The 14,836-nt window shown below is 46.0% G+C and carries 18 protein-coding genes; all 18 read left to right on the top strand.

Annotated elements, in window-relative coordinates; genetic code table 11:
* The first annotated feature begins 316 nt into the window (after positions 1–316).
* The 18 genes from AB0763_RS13290 (at position 317) to atpH (ending at position 14,832) form a co-directional block, all read left to right on the top strand.
* Positions 317–1,075 carry an amino acid ABC transporter substrate-binding protein gene (locus tag AB0763_RS13290; protein WP_306102281.1) on the top strand — a complete coding sequence of 253 codons (759 nt, stop codon included), beginning with the start codon at positions 317–319 and terminating at the stop codon, positions 1,073–1,075.
* Between the two features lie 125 nt (positions 1,076–1,200).
* The gene (locus AB0763_RS13285) at positions 1,201–1,872 is read left to right on the top strand and encodes an amino acid ABC transporter permease (protein ID WP_306102280.1); all 672 of its coding nucleotides are present in this window, start codon (positions 1,201–1,203) and stop codon (positions 1,870–1,872) included.
* Positions 1,869–2,606, top strand: a complete 738-nt coding sequence (locus tag AB0763_RS13280; RefSeq protein WP_306102279.1) for an amino acid ABC transporter ATP-binding protein — start codon at positions 1,869–1,871, stop codon at positions 2,604–2,606. The genes AB0763_RS13285 and AB0763_RS13280 overlap by 4 nt, the downstream gene beginning before the upstream one ends.
* Before the next feature lie 217 nt (positions 2,607–2,823).
* A complete protein-coding gene (gene rpmH / locus AB0763_RS13275) occupies positions 2,824–2,958 on the top strand; it encodes a 50S ribosomal protein L34 (protein WP_006880025.1) in 135 nt (44 codons plus the stop codon).
* A 46-nt stretch (positions 2,959–3,004) separates the two neighbouring features.
* Positions 3,005–3,334 carry a ribonuclease P protein component gene (rnpA, locus tag AB0763_RS13270; RefSeq protein ID WP_306102278.1) on the top strand — a complete coding sequence of 110 codons (330 nt, stop codon included), beginning with the start codon at positions 3,005–3,007 and terminating at the stop codon, positions 3,332–3,334.
* A complete protein-coding gene (gene yidD / locus AB0763_RS13265; RefSeq protein ID WP_306102277.1) occupies positions 3,295–3,558 on the top strand; it encodes a membrane protein insertion efficiency factor YidD in 264 nt (87 codons plus the stop codon). The genes rnpA and yidD overlap by 40 nt, the downstream gene beginning before the upstream one ends.
* 2 nt (positions 3,559–3,560) lie before the next feature.
* Positions 3,561–5,192, top strand: a complete 1,632-nt coding sequence (gene yidC / locus AB0763_RS13260; protein WP_306102276.1) for a membrane protein insertase YidC — start codon at positions 3,561–3,563, stop codon at positions 5,190–5,192.
* A 100-nt stretch (positions 5,193–5,292) separates the two neighbouring features.
* A complete protein-coding gene (gene mnmE / locus AB0763_RS13255) occupies positions 5,293–6,654 on the top strand; it encodes a tRNA uridine-5-carboxymethylaminomethyl(34) synthesis GTPase MnmE (protein ID WP_306102275.1) in 1,362 nt (453 codons plus the stop codon).
* Between the two features lie 351 nt (positions 6,655–7,005).
* Positions 7,006–7,446 carry an FMN-binding protein MioC gene (mioC, locus tag AB0763_RS13250; RefSeq protein WP_306102274.1) on the top strand — a complete coding sequence of 147 codons (441 nt, stop codon included), beginning with the start codon at positions 7,006–7,008 and terminating at the stop codon, positions 7,444–7,446.
* Positions 7,447–7,918: 472 nt separating this feature from the next.
* Complete coding sequence (mnmG, locus tag AB0763_RS13245; RefSeq protein ID WP_306102273.1) at positions 7,919–9,817, top strand: tRNA uridine-5-carboxymethylaminomethyl(34) synthesis enzyme MnmG; 1,899 nt, start codon at positions 7,919–7,921, stop codon at positions 9,815–9,817.
* Positions 9,817–10,452 carry a 16S rRNA (guanine(527)-N(7))-methyltransferase RsmG gene (gene rsmG, locus AB0763_RS13240; protein ID WP_306102272.1) on the top strand — a complete coding sequence of 212 codons (636 nt, stop codon included), beginning with the start codon at positions 9,817–9,819 and terminating at the stop codon, positions 10,450–10,452. Before mnmG ends, rsmG begins: the two co-directional genes overlap by 1 nt.
* A gap of 10 nt (positions 10,453–10,462) precedes the next feature.
* Positions 10,463–11,236: a ParA family protein gene (locus AB0763_RS13235; protein WP_306102271.1), complete on the top strand. Its 774-nt coding sequence runs from the start codon at positions 10,463–10,465 to the stop codon at positions 11,234–11,236.
* Positions 11,237–11,260: 24 nt separating this feature from the next.
* Entirely contained in the window at positions 11,261–12,172 is a 912-nt protein-coding gene (locus AB0763_RS13230) for a ParB/RepB/Spo0J family partition protein (RefSeq protein ID WP_306102270.1), read from the top strand.
* Between the two features lie 177 nt (positions 12,173–12,349).
* On the top strand, positions 12,350–12,706 hold the full coding sequence (locus tag AB0763_RS13225; protein ID WP_306102269.1) for an ATP synthase subunit I: 357 nt from the start codon (positions 12,350–12,352) through the stop codon (positions 12,704–12,706).
* A gap of 12 nt (positions 12,707–12,718) precedes the next feature.
* On the top strand, positions 12,719–13,495 hold the full coding sequence (gene atpB, locus AB0763_RS13220; protein WP_306102268.1) for a F0F1 ATP synthase subunit A: 777 nt from the start codon (positions 12,719–12,721) through the stop codon (positions 13,493–13,495).
* 21 nt (positions 13,496–13,516) lie between these two features.
* Positions 13,517–13,759: a F0F1 ATP synthase subunit C gene (gene atpE / locus AB0763_RS13215; RefSeq protein ID WP_027695063.1), complete on the top strand. Its 243-nt coding sequence runs from the start codon at positions 13,517–13,519 to the stop codon at positions 13,757–13,759.
* 55 nt (positions 13,760–13,814) lie between these two features.
* Positions 13,815–14,285 carry a F0F1 ATP synthase subunit B gene (atpF, locus tag AB0763_RS13210; protein ID WP_306102267.1) on the top strand — a complete coding sequence of 157 codons (471 nt, stop codon included), beginning with the start codon at positions 13,815–13,817 and terminating at the stop codon, positions 14,283–14,285.
* 13 nt (positions 14,286–14,298) lie between these two features.
* Complete coding sequence (gene atpH / locus AB0763_RS13205; protein ID WP_306102266.1) at positions 14,299–14,832, top strand: F0F1 ATP synthase subunit delta; 534 nt, start codon at positions 14,299–14,301, stop codon at positions 14,830–14,832.
* The last annotated feature ends 4 nt before the right edge of the window (positions 14,833–14,836 follow it).

The raw sequence follows: 14,836 nt of genomic DNA, 5'->3' as shown, positions 1-14,836 counted from the left end.
ATAGCCCCCATGAGATAATGAAGATGGAAAAGAGGGCAATTTTACCTGTTGATAACCAAGATCGCCAGAGCTAGATCCTCGATCCAGTGAATAAGATCTAAGTTATTCACAAGAATTCTGCTTGACTTTTGAAGATCAACACAGTTTTTTCGCCTTTTACTCACATCTTTTGCGTTTAACCTCTTTTTAGAGGCTTTGTTTCCCAAAAGTTATCCCCAATCATACAAAAACCAGTTATGGTTAATAACAACAAGTTATTTATGCTATTAACGAGTTAAACAGTAGAATTTCGCAAAATTATTCAGGAGTGGACACAATGAAAAACTGGTTTAAACGCCTGTCAGTTGCCTTAGCACTGACTGTCGCAGCGACAACCGCAGTACAAGCAGCAACCGAAGTCAAAGTTGGCATGTCAGGTCGCTACTTCCCATTTACTTTCGTCAAAAATGATGAACTGCAAGGTTTTGAAGTCGATTTGTGGAATGAAATTGCCAAACGTAACGATTACGACGTTAAGTTTGTCACTTCAAACTTCTCTGGCTTATTTGGTTTACTTGAAACCGGTCGTATCGACACGATTTCAAACCAGATCACCATTACTGACGCGCGTCAGAAAAAATACCTTTTCTCCGACCCTTATGTGATTGATGGCGCCACCATCGGCGTACGTAAAGGCAACGACAGCATCCACTCTTTAGATGACTTAAAAGGCAAAACCGTTGCCGTCAACTTAGGCTCTAACTTTGAAGAATTGCTGCGCAAGCACGACGCAAACAACGAAATCAACATCAAGTCTTACGACTCTGGCTTTGAACACGATGTGGCGCTTGGCCGTGTCGATGCCTTTATCATGGACCGCTTATCGATTCTCGAAGTGATCGATAAATCTGGCCTACCACTACAAATTGCTGGCAAGCCTTTTGAAACGATTGAAAATGCTTGGCCATTTGTGAATAACGAAAAGGGCAAAGCACTGCAACAGCAGGTCAACAAAGCCCTTGCATCTATGCGTGCAGATGGCACACTGGGTCAAATTTCACAAAAATGGTTTAACATCGACATTACCAAGCGTTAATCTCGTTTAACCCCGTGGAAGACTAAAAAACCCACGGTCCTTCGGCAGGATCGTGGGTTTATTTCATTATTCATCATGAGATAACCAACAAAAATCATACTAATAAAGCCAAAAGAAGACAGACTATGGGATTTGATTTTCAATACATGCTGGGGCTAACCCCCATATTGCTGAAATACCTCGGCACCACCATGCAACTCGCCTGCTGGGGGATGGTTTTTTCCATCATTCTCTCGGTGATTATCGCCAATATCAGGGTATTTAAAGTTCCGGTCCTGGATCAGTTTTTTCAGCTCTACATCAGCTTTTTCCGCGGCACGCCTTTATTAGTTCAGTTGTTTCTTTTTTACTACGGTTTGCCACAAATTTTTCCAATTATGGTTGGTCTCGACGGCATGAGTGCAACGGTTCTCGGCCTGACACTGCACTTCTCTGCGTATATGGCCGAAACCATCCGCGCCTCCATTCTCGGTATTGACCGCAGTCAAATGGAAGCCAGCTTGTCGATCGGCATGACCACTCGCCAAGCCATGCGCCGCATCATTTTACCGCAGGCAAGTCGTATCGCTTTGCCTTCCTTGATGAACTACTTTATCGATATGATTAAGTCAACCTCGCTGGCTTTTACTCTTGGCGTCCCAGAAATTATGGCTAAGGCGCAAATGGAGGCATCATCAAGTTTCCGCTTTTTTGAAGCCTTCCTCGCGGTTGCCCTTATCTATTGGGTATTAGTATTGATCCTGACTCGCATTCAAACCTGGGCGGAAGTTAAACTGAACAAGGCGTACCTACGATGATTACACTTTCTAATATTCACAAACGTTTTGGCGACAGCGAAGTGCTCAAAGGCGTTGATTTAGACATTCAACAAGGTGAGATCATCGTTGTTATTGGCTCAAGTGGCACAGGCAAATCAACCCTGTTGCGCTGTATTAACTTTTTAGAGCACGCCAATGAAGGCCGTATTCGCATTGGTGAGGTCGACGTGTCGGTCAACAACCCGAAGAAAACCGACATTTTAGCTCTGCGTCGTAAGACCGGCTTTGTATTCCAGAACTATGCGTTATTTGCTCACCTGACTGCCAAACAAAATATTGCTGAGGGTTTGATCACCGTAAAAGGTTGGAAAAAAGACCAAGCCTATACCGCGGCGTTGGATATTCTCAACAGTATCGGACTGGGCGACAAAGCGGATCAGTACCCCGCCTCGCTTTCTGGTGGTCAACAACAACGGGTTGGCATTGGCCGAGCTATGGCGCTCAAACCAGATTTGTTGTTGTTTGATGAGCCAACGTCTGCCTTAGATCCCGAATGGGTGGGCGAAGTCCTCGGTTTAATGAAGCGGCTTGCGAAAGAACAACAAACCATGCTGGTGGTCACTCACGAAATGCAATTTGCTCGTGAAGTGGCGGATCGCGTGCTGTTCATGGCCGAAGGCACGATCGTTGAACAAGGTTCTCCACAGGATATTTTTGACCGTCCACAGGATCCTCGTTTGAAAAAGTTCTTAAATCAAGTGAGTGGTGAGTAAAGGATCCTTTGATCCTTGAGATTTTATTCACACTCAGTATAATCTGCCGACCGGAATTGAAGTCAGCTTAGAGATTGACACTCAAAGCACATGTGATTACAATTCCGCCTCTTTGTTGAGAGGCGTCGGCCGTCAGGTGACGAAATTCGCCTGTATCACGTTGCCCACGCCGGGTTAACATTGACCTAAAACTACTGATCAGTAAAAGGTATTAATCATGAAACGCACTTTTCAACCTTCAGTTCTAAAGCGCAAGCGTACTCACGGTTTCCGTGCACGCATGGCGACTAAGAACGGTCGTAAAGTAATTAACGCTCGCCGTGCTAAAGGCCGTGCTCGCCTTTCAAAATAATCATTAGCTTATTTTGAACACGTACGCGTTTAATCGGGAGTTACGTTTGTTAACTCCCGAACATTATCAACATGTCTTCCAGCAAGCTCACCGAGCTGGCTCACCTCATTTCACTATTATTGCTCGTGATAACTCCCTTTCTCATCCTCGCTTAGGACTTGCTGTACCCAAAAAGCAAATCAAGACCGCGGTGGGTCGCAATCGCTTTAAACGCGTTGCAAGAGAGAGTTTCCGCTTAAGTCAGCACAAACTTGCTCACAAAGATTTTGTTGTGATTGCCAAGAAAAGCGCACAAGATTTAAGCAATGAGGAATTATTTCAATTGTTTGATAAATTATGGCATCGCCTGTCTCGCCCTCGCCCATCGCGCGGTTAGTCATTGGACTTATCTATCTATATCGTTGGTTTATCAGCCCACTGATTGGACCTCGCTGTCGTTTTACACCAACTTGTTCTCGATACGCCATAGAAGCGTTGAAAGCTCACGGTTTTGTAAAAGGGTGTTGGTTATCTGGCAAACGTCTATTAAAATGCCATCCTTTGAACGATGGGGGATTCGACCCCGTTCCACCAGTCCAAAAACAAGACAGAGATAAATAACGATGGATTCTCAACGTAACCTCCTGTTGATCGCTTTGGCCGTGGTTTCCTTTCTGCTTTTCCAACAATGGCAAACAGAAAAGAACCCAGCTCCTCAAGCGGTAGAACAGGCAAGTACAAGCAACACAGCACAATCAACCTCATCAGATATCGATGATGAACTGGCCGCCACTTCTAATGGGAGCCAAGCCAAAGGTCAACTGATTTCAGTCAAAACGGATGTGTTGACTCTGTCTATCGATACCACAGGCGGCGACGTCGTGGCAGCCGATCTGAATCAATACTCAAAAGAACTTAACTCAGCAGAACCTTTCGCGCTGTTAAAAGACACACCTGGACACAAATTCATTGCGCAAAGCGGTTTAATTGGTCCACAAGGCATCGACTCTAGTGGTCAGCGCCCGGTGTATACCACCTCCGCGACTAGCTTCCAATTGACCGATGGTCAGGATGAGTTGCGCATTCCGATGACCTATCAAAATAACGGGATTACCTACACTAAGACCTTTATTTTGAAACGCGGCAGCTACGCCATGGACGTCGTTTACAACATCGACAACCAATCGGGCAGCAACGCCACTTTGGGCATGTACGCTCACTTGCGTCAAAACCTGCTTGACGATGGTGGCAGCATTACCATGCCAACCTATCGCGGCGGTGCGTACTCAGACGAAAACACCCGTTACACTAAATACAGCTTCGACAAAATGAAAGAGTCGAACCTGTCAAAGAACCTCACCAATGGTGAAGGCTGGGTTGCGATGATCCAGCACTACTTTGCAACCGCTTGGATTCCTCGCGATGCAGAAGGCACTAAAATTTACAGCCGTGTCGTGGGTAATTACGGCGACATGGGCGTGCGTGAACCCAACAAAACCATTGCTAACGGCCAAGAAACCCAATTTACCGCCACGCTTTGGGTTGGTCCTAAACTGCAAGACCAAATGGCCGCTGTCGCGCCTAATTTAGACCTGGTTGTCGATTACGGTTGGTTGTGGTTTATCGCTAAACCGCTCCATACATTGCTGTCTTTGATTCACGAATACGTTATCTCGAACTGGGGTTTTGCGATTATCCTATTGACCTTCGTGGTTCGCGGCGCAATGTATCCACTGACGAAAGCTCAGTACACCTCAATGGCCAAAATGCGTATGCTGCAACCCAAACTGCAAGCAATGCGTGAGCGCATTGGCGACGACCGTCAACGCATGAGCCAAGAAATGATGGCGCTGTACAAGTCAGAAAAAGTGAACCCGCTGGGCGGCTGTTTACCTATCTTGCTGCAAATGCCGATTTTCATCTCGCTCTACTGGGCGTTAATGGAATCAGTGGAATTGCGTCACGCGCCGTTTATGTTGTGGATTCAAGATCTTTCAGCACAAGACCCTTACTTCATCTTGCCAATTTTGATGGGGGCAAGTATGTTCTTGCTGCAAAAGATGAGCCCAAGCGCAGTAACCGATCCGATGCAACAAAAGATCATGATGTTCATGCCGGTGATTTTCACTGCCTTCTTCTTGTTCTTCCCAGCAGGCCTCGTACTGTACTGGTTGGTGTCTAACTTAGTGACACTTTCTCAGCAAATGATTATCTATAAGTCACTCGAGAAAAAAGGCCTACACAGCCGCTCGTAATCGGTGCTGATATCATTATCACGACAAAGGCGGCCAAATGGTCGCCTTTTTGTTGTCCAGTGTTTACAATAAATCAAACTTTAGCAATCTATGGCCACACATGACTACTGATACCATTGTCGCTCAAGCGACAGCTCCAGGTCGTGGAGGCGTGGGCATCATCCGCGTTTCTGGACCTTTGGCGAAAGAGGTCGCCCTACAAGTCACCGGTAAATCACTCAAACCGCGCTACGCTGAATATTTGCCATTTAAAGATCAAGATGGACTAGAACTAGACCAAGGAATTGCGTTGTTCTTCCCTAACCCTCACTCTTTTACAGGCGAAGATGTACTTGAACTCCAAGGGCATGGCGGTCCGGTGGTATTAGATATGCTCATTCGCCGTATCTTGCTGGTGCCCGGGGTTCGTGCAGCTCGCCCTGGTGAGTTCTCTGAGCGTGCTTTCCTTAATGATAAGATGGATTTAACGCAAGCAGAAGCCATTGCTGACCTCATTGATGCCACTTCTGAACAAGCAGCCAAATCGGCGCTACAGTCCTTACAGGGACAATTTTCTCAACGAATTCATACCTTAGTCGAGTCGCTGATTCACCTGCGGATTTACGTTGAAGCCGCGATTGACTTCCCTGAAGAGGAAATTGATTTTCTCGCTGATGGCAAAGTGGCAGGCGATTTACAGACCATCATCGACAACCTTGAAGCCGTGCGTAGAGAAGCCAATCAAGGCGCGATAATGCGCGAAGGGATGAAGGTGGTGATAGCAGGGCGTCCTAATGCCGGTAAATCGAGTTTGCTCAATGCACTCTCTGGTAAAGAGTCCGCGATTGTCACGGATATTGCCGGGACCACTCGTGATGTACTAAGAGAGCACATTCACATCGATGGTATGCCCCTGCACATTATTGATACCGCCGGTTTGCGAGAAGCCTCTGATGAGGTGGAAAAAATTGGTATTGAGCGCGCCTGGGAGGAGATCCGACAAGCCGATCGAGTCTTATTTATGGTCGATGGCACCACCACAGACGCAACCGACCCACGCGAAATTTGGCCCGATTTTATCGATCGCCTTCCCGACAGTATGGGACTGACCATCATTCGCAATAAAGCCGATCAAACCCAAGAGACACTGGGCCTAAGCGAGCAAGACGAGCGAACGTTGATACGTTTGTCGGCCAAGACAGGGCAAGGGGTCGATGCACTAAGGGAACACTTAAAAGCGTGCATGGGCTTTACAGGCAATCACGAGAGTGGCTTTATGGCTCGTCGTCGCCACTTGGCCGCACTTGAACAAGCCGCCGATCACTTAGCCATTGGTCAAGCGCAACTTGAAGGTTACATGGCAGGCGAAATTTTAGCCGAAGAACTAAGAATCGCTCAGCAATTTTTAAACGAAATTACCGGTGAGTTTAGCTCTGATGATTTGCTAGGCCGTATATTCTCGTCCTTCTGTATCGGGAAGTAAACGCTTGATATCAGCAATAAGGCTGAGGTAGTCCCTTTGAATCAACCGCCGCTGAGCTTCATCTGATAATATCGCCCTCAATCGCCTCTCAGCACCGATTTGTGCACAAGGTGATACGAGGGCTTTTTTATGCCCGCTCCCCTTTACAGCCCGCCACTGTGCTCTTCTCATACCTATCTCACGATATTTCAGGCAGCCTAAATTTGGTAACCAGGAGAATAGCCGCTTTAAAAAATAACTTGGCGCATAACGAGTTAGATTGGTATAACGGAAAAATAATGTGTAGCAGAAAATCAACTTGTCACCTCTAAACACGGCAAAGACCGTGCTGTTTTAACAAAGGAATCGATCATGATCCAAATCATTACAGGCAGTACCCTTGGCAGTGCTGAATACGTCGGCGATCACCTCAGTGATCAACTCCAATCACTCGGTTTAGAAACTCAAATCCACAATGAACCGGTACTGAGTGATATCGAAAACTCGGGGATCTGGTTAGTCATTACGTCAACACACGGAGCGGGTGACTACCCAGATAACATTCAACCTTTCATTCAGGCACTACAAAGCACACCGCCGAAAATGAGCGATGTACGCTTTGCCGTCATTGCCATCGGTGACTCGAGCTACGATACCTTTTGCCAAGCCGGGCTTCACGCCTACGACCTGCTCGAGGATATCGGAGCAACCCCACTAACCGATTGTTTCACCATTGATGTACAAAGCCACCCCGTACCGGAAGACGCGGTTGATCTTTGGTTTGCAGACCACCAGCACTTATTTCAATCGTGATCATCAAACTAAACTAGAGTGAGTTAGTGTCTTTTCTTTATCGAGAGCTGTGTGATCACAGCTCTTTTTTTCTTTTTTCGTATAAAAAACGACCAAATGAGCTGTGGATAAAATATAAAAGATCCAGTGGTTAAGCTATAGTTATCCATATAATAACTTTAGACCTTCCCATTACCTGTGTATAAGTGCTGATTTTGATCCCAGCTAATCCTCGATCAGATCCAAGGATGATCACATGATCTGATCATAAAAAGATCCATGATCTCCTTGATCATTTTGCAGTTATCCACAGAAAACGGTGATCGTAATAATAGATCTAATAAAAGATCTCTATATAGATCTTATATATATTTAGTCTTCACTGATAAAGAAAAATTGCTCAAAGAAAAGCATGTTCACGACCGAACAAAGAGGGTAAAATAACGCTCCTTAATTTTAAGTCTCTTTTTCACTGAATACCTGAGGTCGGTCCATGCTTTATCACGAAAAATTTGACGTCATTGTCGTTGGTGGCGGTCACGCAGGAACGGAAGCCGCACTCGCATCTGCACGCACAGGTCAAAAGACCCTGCTGCTGACTCACAACATTGACACGTTAGGACAAATGTCATGCAACCCAGCGATTGGTGGCATTGGCAAAGGTCATTTGGTCAAAGAAGTCGATGCTTTGGGCGGTTTGATGGCTGAAGCCATTGACCACGCAGGTATTCAGTTTAGAACTCTTAACGCCTCAAAAGGCCCAGCAGTCCGTGCCACTCGTGCCCAGGCGGATCGCGCTTTATACAAAGCCTATGTTCGCAATGCCCTTGAGAACACACCAAACTTAACCTTGTTCCAACAAGCCGCTGATGACTTGATGGTTGAGCAAGGCAAGGTGACCGGTGTAGTTACTCAAATGGGACTAAAATTCCAAGCCAAAGCCGTAGTACTGACCGTAGGTACTTTCCTCGGTGGTAAACTGCACATCGGCATGGAGAATTTCTCAGGCGGTCGCGCTGGTGATCCACCGTCGATCGCACTCGCTGATCGTCTTCGTGAACTGCCGTTTCGCGTTGATCGTCTCAAAACCGGAACGCCCCCACGCATTGATGCGCGTAGCGTAGATTTTTCACAGCTCGCCGTACAACACGGTGACAACCCTACGCCAGTATTTTCGTTTATGGGTCAGCGCAGTCAACACCCAACTCAAATACCGTGCTACATCACTCACACCAATGATCACACTCATGAAGTGATCCGCAATAACTTGGATCGCAGCCCGATGTACGCCGGTGTGATCGAAGGCATTGGCCCACGCTATTGCCCATCGATCGAAGACAAAGTGATGCGCTTTGCCGATAAAAATAGCCACCAAATTTTTATTGAGCCAGAAGGCCTTAACACTCACGAGTTATATCCAAACGGCATCTCAACCAGTTTGCCATTTGACGTACAAGTGCAAATCGTCCGTTCGATGAAGGGCTTTGAAAATGCGCATATCGTACGACCTGGTTATGCGATTGAGTATGACTTCTTTGACCCACGTGATTTAAAACTCACTTACGAGACTAAATTCATTCAAGGCTTGTTCTTTGCCGGTCAAATCAATGGCACCACGGGTTACGAAGAAGCAGCAGCGCAAGGTTTAATGGCCGGTGTCAACGCCAGCTTATACAGCCAAGACAAAGAAGGTTGGAGCCCGCGCCGTGACGAAGCTTACATGGGCGTATTGATCGATGACCTTTCCACAATGGGCACACAAGAACCGTATCGCATGTTCACCTCGCGAGCCGAGTTCCGACTCTTGCTGCGTGAAGACAATGCCGACATGCGCTTAACCGAAAAAGGTTACCAACTCGGCCTGGTTAACGAAACTCGCTGGGCGCGCTTTAACGAAAAAATGGAAAACCTGGAGAAAGAGCGCCAACGCTTGCGTGATATTTGGATGAATCCTCAGTCTGAAGGGGTTGATCAACTCAATGCCTTGCTCAAAACGCCAATGGCTCGCGAAGCCAGTGGTGAGGATTTGTTGCGTCGCCCTGAAATCAATTACCAACAATTGACCGAGCTCGATGCTTTTGCGCCTGCGCTTGCCGATCAACAAGCCGCTGAGCAAGTTGAAATCCAAGTAAAATACGAAGGTTACATCAAACGCCAGCAAGACGAGATTGAAAAATCCTTGCGCCATGAACACACCAAATTGCCGTTTGAGCTCGATTACAAAGACGTCAAAGGCCTCTCGAATGAAGTGGTGGCCAAGCTCAATGACGCCAAACCAGAAAGTATTGGTATTGCCTCACGCATTTCAGGCGTTACCCCAGCGGCGATCTCTATTTTGTTGGTTCATCTCAAAAAACACGGTTTGCTGAAAAAAGGTGAGGACGCCGCATAATGAACGAGTTGCGACACACCTTAGACGCACTTTTGGCTCAGACATCACTGGTGGTGTCTGAGTCACAAAAAGAGCAACTTGTTTCTTATGTAATGCTACTCAATAAGTGGAACAAGGCGTATAATTTGACCTCGGTCCGCGATCCAAATGAAATGTTGGTCAAACACATTTTAGACAGTATAGTAGTAAGTGAGTATTTACCGGGGCAGCGATTTATCGACGTGGGAACTGGGCCTGGTTTACCGGGTATCCCATTGGCTATTATGAATCCAGGCAAACAATTCGTGTTGCTCGACAGCCTTGGCAAACGCGTGCGCTTTTTAAAGCAGGTCGTTCATGAGCTCGGATTAACCAATGTCACTCCAGTTCAAAGCCGCGTTGAAGAATACCAACCGGAAGAAAAATTTGATGCGGTTCTAAGCCGTGCCTTTGCATCAATGACAGACATGGTGGAATGGTGTCATCATCTACCCAAATCAGCAGGAGGGGTGTTTTGCGCCTTGAAAGGACAACACCCACAAGATGAGATAGCGGCATTACCCGAGTGGTGTCAACTCGACGACATCATTGTACTATCCGTTCCTCAATTGGTCGGAGAACGCCACTTAGCTATTTTATCGCACAAGGAATCGTAGCGAGGTCAATGTGGGAAAAATTGTCGCCATAGCCAATCAAAAAGGCGGTGTGGGAAAAACCACAACATGTGTGAATTTAGCTGCTTCTATGGCGGCGACGAAACGCCGGGTATTGGTGATTGACTTGGATCCCCAAGGCAACGCCACGATGGCCAGCGGCATTGATAAATACGACGTGGAGAGTACGGCGTACGATCTGTTAGTCGATCAAGTCCCGTTGGATCAAGTGATTTGCCAGGGTACAACCGGGCGTTATGACCTCGTTGCTGCCAATGGTGATGTCACCGCTGCAGAAATCAAGTTAATGGAAGTGTTTGCACGCGAAGTGAGGCTGAAAAATGCCTTGGCCTCTTATCGCGACGAATACGATTTTATCTTTATCGATTGCCCTCCATCTCTTAACCTTCTTACCATCAATGCGATGGCCGCCGCTGACTCGGTACTCGTTCCGATGCAGTGTGAATACTTTGCTCTAGAAGGGTTAACAGCCCTGATGGATACGATCAGTAAACTGGCGGCTGTAGTAAACGAAAACCTCAAAATCGAGGGGTTGTTGCGCACCATGTTTGATCCGCGCAATCGCCTGTCAAATGAGGTCTCAGATCAGCTTAAAAAACACTTTGGCAATAAAGTTTATCGCACTGTGATCCCTCGTAACGTTCGCTTAGCCGAAGCGCCGAGTCACGGTAAACCGGCGATGTATTACGACAAGTACTCGGCGGGTGCCAAAGCTTATCTCGCGCTTGCCGGTGAAATGCTACGCCGAGAAGAAGTGCCTGTTTAATTTAGTTCAAAGGATATTTGCCAGATGTCAAAGCGTGGCCTAGGAAAAGGGCTTGATGCTCTACTATCGACGAGTTCTCTTGCTCGAGAAAAACAGCAACTAGCGACGAAAAGTGAAGCCTTATCGGCAGAAGGCCAGTTAACGGAATTGCGAGTGGCCGAGCTAAAACCCGGTGTGTATCAACCTCGTCAAACCATGTCTTCACAAGCGCTTGAAGAGCTCTCCGCCTCGATTCAATCCCAAGGTGTGATTCAGCCGATTGTCGTTAGACAATCCGACGACGGTCGTTACGAAATTATTGCCGGTGAACGACGTTGGCGCGCGGCGAAGCACGCTGGGTTATCCTCGGTTCCTTGTGTGATCAAACACATCGATGATCGCGCGGCGATCGCAATGGCGCTGATCGAAAACATTCAACGTGAAGATCTCAATGTGATCGAAGAAGCGAGTGCGTTGGCACGTTTGCAAAAAGAATTTGATCTGACTCACCAACAACTGGCTGATACTGTGGGAAAATCTCGTACAGCGATCACCAACCTCTTGCGCCTTAACCATTTAGAAGACGACGTGAAAACCATGGTCTCGGAAAAGAAAATGGAAATGGGGCACGCTAGGGCCTTACTCGCGCTTGATGGAGAAGCGCAACTTGAGTTGGCACAGCAAGTGGTGAAAAAGGGCTGGACGGTACGCCAAACAGAGCAGGCGGTGAAGAAGGCATTACAGCCTGAAGTCATTGAAGAGCGTGAAGCCGCTCAACCTATAAAGCCTGTGGCGACAGAGCAAGCTCAGCATTGGTCGACACAATTAGCAAATAAATTACAAGCAAAAGTGCTTCTAGATGTTTCAGAAAAAGGCAATACCACAATCACCATCAGTTTGGACAAAGAACAAAATTTAGAAAATATTTTGGAAAAATTAGCAAAAACACAAGATTAATGATGTTTTTGTGACCAAACGCGTGTTTTTGTGAGTTTTAATACTTGATTAAGTGCGTTTTTTGACTTGATTAGTCATTATGTCGTTTGGAAATGTCTATTGGTATTTACCGTCAGACTTTATTGTAAAACATAAAGTCAACGGTATAATCTGCACGTGGTTAATAAATGGTTCTCTATGTTGAATAAATGGTATCTCTTGTCTTTTTTTTGGCAAAGTGCGTTTTTTACAGTTTTGGCAGCCATTGTTAGCCTCGCGTATGACAAGGAGAGTGCGATTTCGGCTCTTCTAGGGGGGCTCGCATATTGCGTTCCTGCACTGTTGTCTAATCTTTATGTCCATCATTCTAGGCGGGTAAAGAGCCCGATAGCGAAGGCATCATTAGGCACTGTGTATCGATTTATTATGGTGGCGGCGATTTTGGTTTATCTTCTCGAAGAAACCGATTTACCTCATGCCATGATGATCGTCTGTTTCTGTTTGGCGACAGTGGTTCAGTATGTGACGTCATTTAGTTTTTTAAAACGTAATTAGACAGGATATCTAATGGCTGGTTCAGGTGAACTAACTCCTCAGGAGTACATCTCACACCATTTGCAAAGCCTAGAAGTAGGTGGCGGATTCTGGACACTGAATATTGACTCACTGATTGTTTCAGTCCTATTGGGTTGTGCATTCTTGTGGCTCTTTAAGCGCGTAGGCCAAAAGGCGACGAGCGGTGTTCCAGGCAAGCTACAGTGCTTTATAGAAATGCTGGTTGAGTTTGTGGATGCCTCAGTAAAAGATATTTTTCATGGAAAGAGTGCTCTATTAGCGCCATTAGCGTTAACCGTATTCGTATGGATTTTCCTAATGAACCTAATGGATCTAATTCCGGTCGATTTTCTACCTCATGCAGCTACACTTTTGGGAATTCCTTACCTTCGTGTTGTTCCAACGGCGGATGTAAACATTACCATGTCTATGGCATTAGGTGTGTTCTTCCTCATCATTGGCTACAGCGTCAAAATGAAAGGGGTAAGTGGGTTTGCAAAAGAGTTAGCATTACAGCCTTTTAATCACTGGGCGTTTATTCCGGTAAACCTAGTGCTAGAAACGGTGACGTTATTGGCTAAACCAGTCTCTTTGGGCTTGCGTTTGTTCGGTAACATGTATGCAGGTGAGTTGATTTTCATTTTGATTGCTGGGCTATTGCCTTGGTGGTCTCAATGGCTTCTTTCTGTGCCTTGGGCGATATTCCACATCTTAGTTATCGTTTTACAGGCATTTATCTTTATGACATTGACGATAGTGTATCTATCTCAAGCATCTGAAGAACATTAAATAATTATTTAACACAAAAACTTGGAGTTTTTTATTATGGATCTGATCTACATTTCTGTTGCTATCATGCTTGGTCTTGCTGCTGTCAGTGCTGCGATTGGTATCGCACTACTTGGTGGTAAGTTCTTGGAAGGTGCGGCTCGTCAACCTGATTTAATCCCTGTATTACGTACTCAATTCTTCATCGTAATGGGTCTTGTGGATGCGATTCCTATGATTACTGTAGGTCTTGCTCTCTATCTGTTGTTTGCGGTTGCCGGATAATAGTTCCTTATCAAGGTATTGTTTTTTTTAACAGCAAACATAGAAGGAGTATGCGGTGAATATGAACGCAACTCTGCTAGGTCAAGCCATTGCCTTTGTCCTGTTTGTGTGGTTCTGCATGAAGTTCGTGTGGCCACCACTGATGGCAGCAATTGAAGAGCGTCAGAAAGAAATTTCTAAAGGCCTTCAAGCTGCGGAAAGGGCAGAGAAAGACCTAGCTTTAGCTAAAGAAAATGCTTCTGATCAGCTAAAAGAAGCGAAACGCACTGCTACAGAAATCGTTGAGCAAGCAAACAAACGCAAAGCTCAAATTGTTGATGAAGCTCGTGAAGAAGCTCTAGCGGAACGCGCTAAGATTCTTGCTCAAGCCGAGTCAGAAATTGAAACAGAACGCAACCGTGTACGCGATGAACTGCGTAAACAAGTTGCGACGCTGGCTGTTGTTGGTGCTGAGAAAATCCTTGAGCGTTCTATTGATAAGAATGCACACAAAGATATTCTCGACAACATTACTGCAAAACTTTGAGTAGGGGGGCGCTATGTCTGATTTGACTACTATTGCACGCCCCTATGCTAAAGCAGCTTTTGACTTTGCAGTGCAAAATGAGCAAATTGAGCAATGGGCTCAAATGCTGATTTTTGCTGCTGAAGTCGCTAAAAACGAACAAATACACCAAATGCTTACCAGCTCGATTTCAGTTGATAAGACTTCGGATGTATTTATTACAGTTTGTGGTGAACAACTCGATGTTCACGGCCAAAACTTAATTAAGTTAATGGCTGAAAATGGCCGTCTATTGGCCTTACCCGATGTCAGCGAGCAATTTATTGCTTTGAAGAAAGAACACGAGAAAACCATCGATGTTGATGTGGTTTCGGCGACTGAACTTTCTGAATCACAACGTGTGGACATTGAAAGCAAACTGGAGCAGCGTTTAGCGCGTAAAGTCAAGCTGAATTGCAGTATAGATGAGGCCCTACTTGGTGGGGTTATTATTCGAGCCGGAGACTTAGTCATCGATAACTCAGTACGCAGTCGTCTTGATCGTCTCGGTGATGCATTGCAGTCTTAATGGG

Source organism: Vibrio sp. HB236076 (assembly GCF_040957575.1).
Lineage (GTDB): Bacteria > Pseudomonadota > Gammaproteobacteria > Enterobacterales > Vibrionaceae > Vibrio.
Note: the sequence above shows the minus strand (reverse complement) of the source record. Positions and strands in the feature narration are given on the sequence as shown.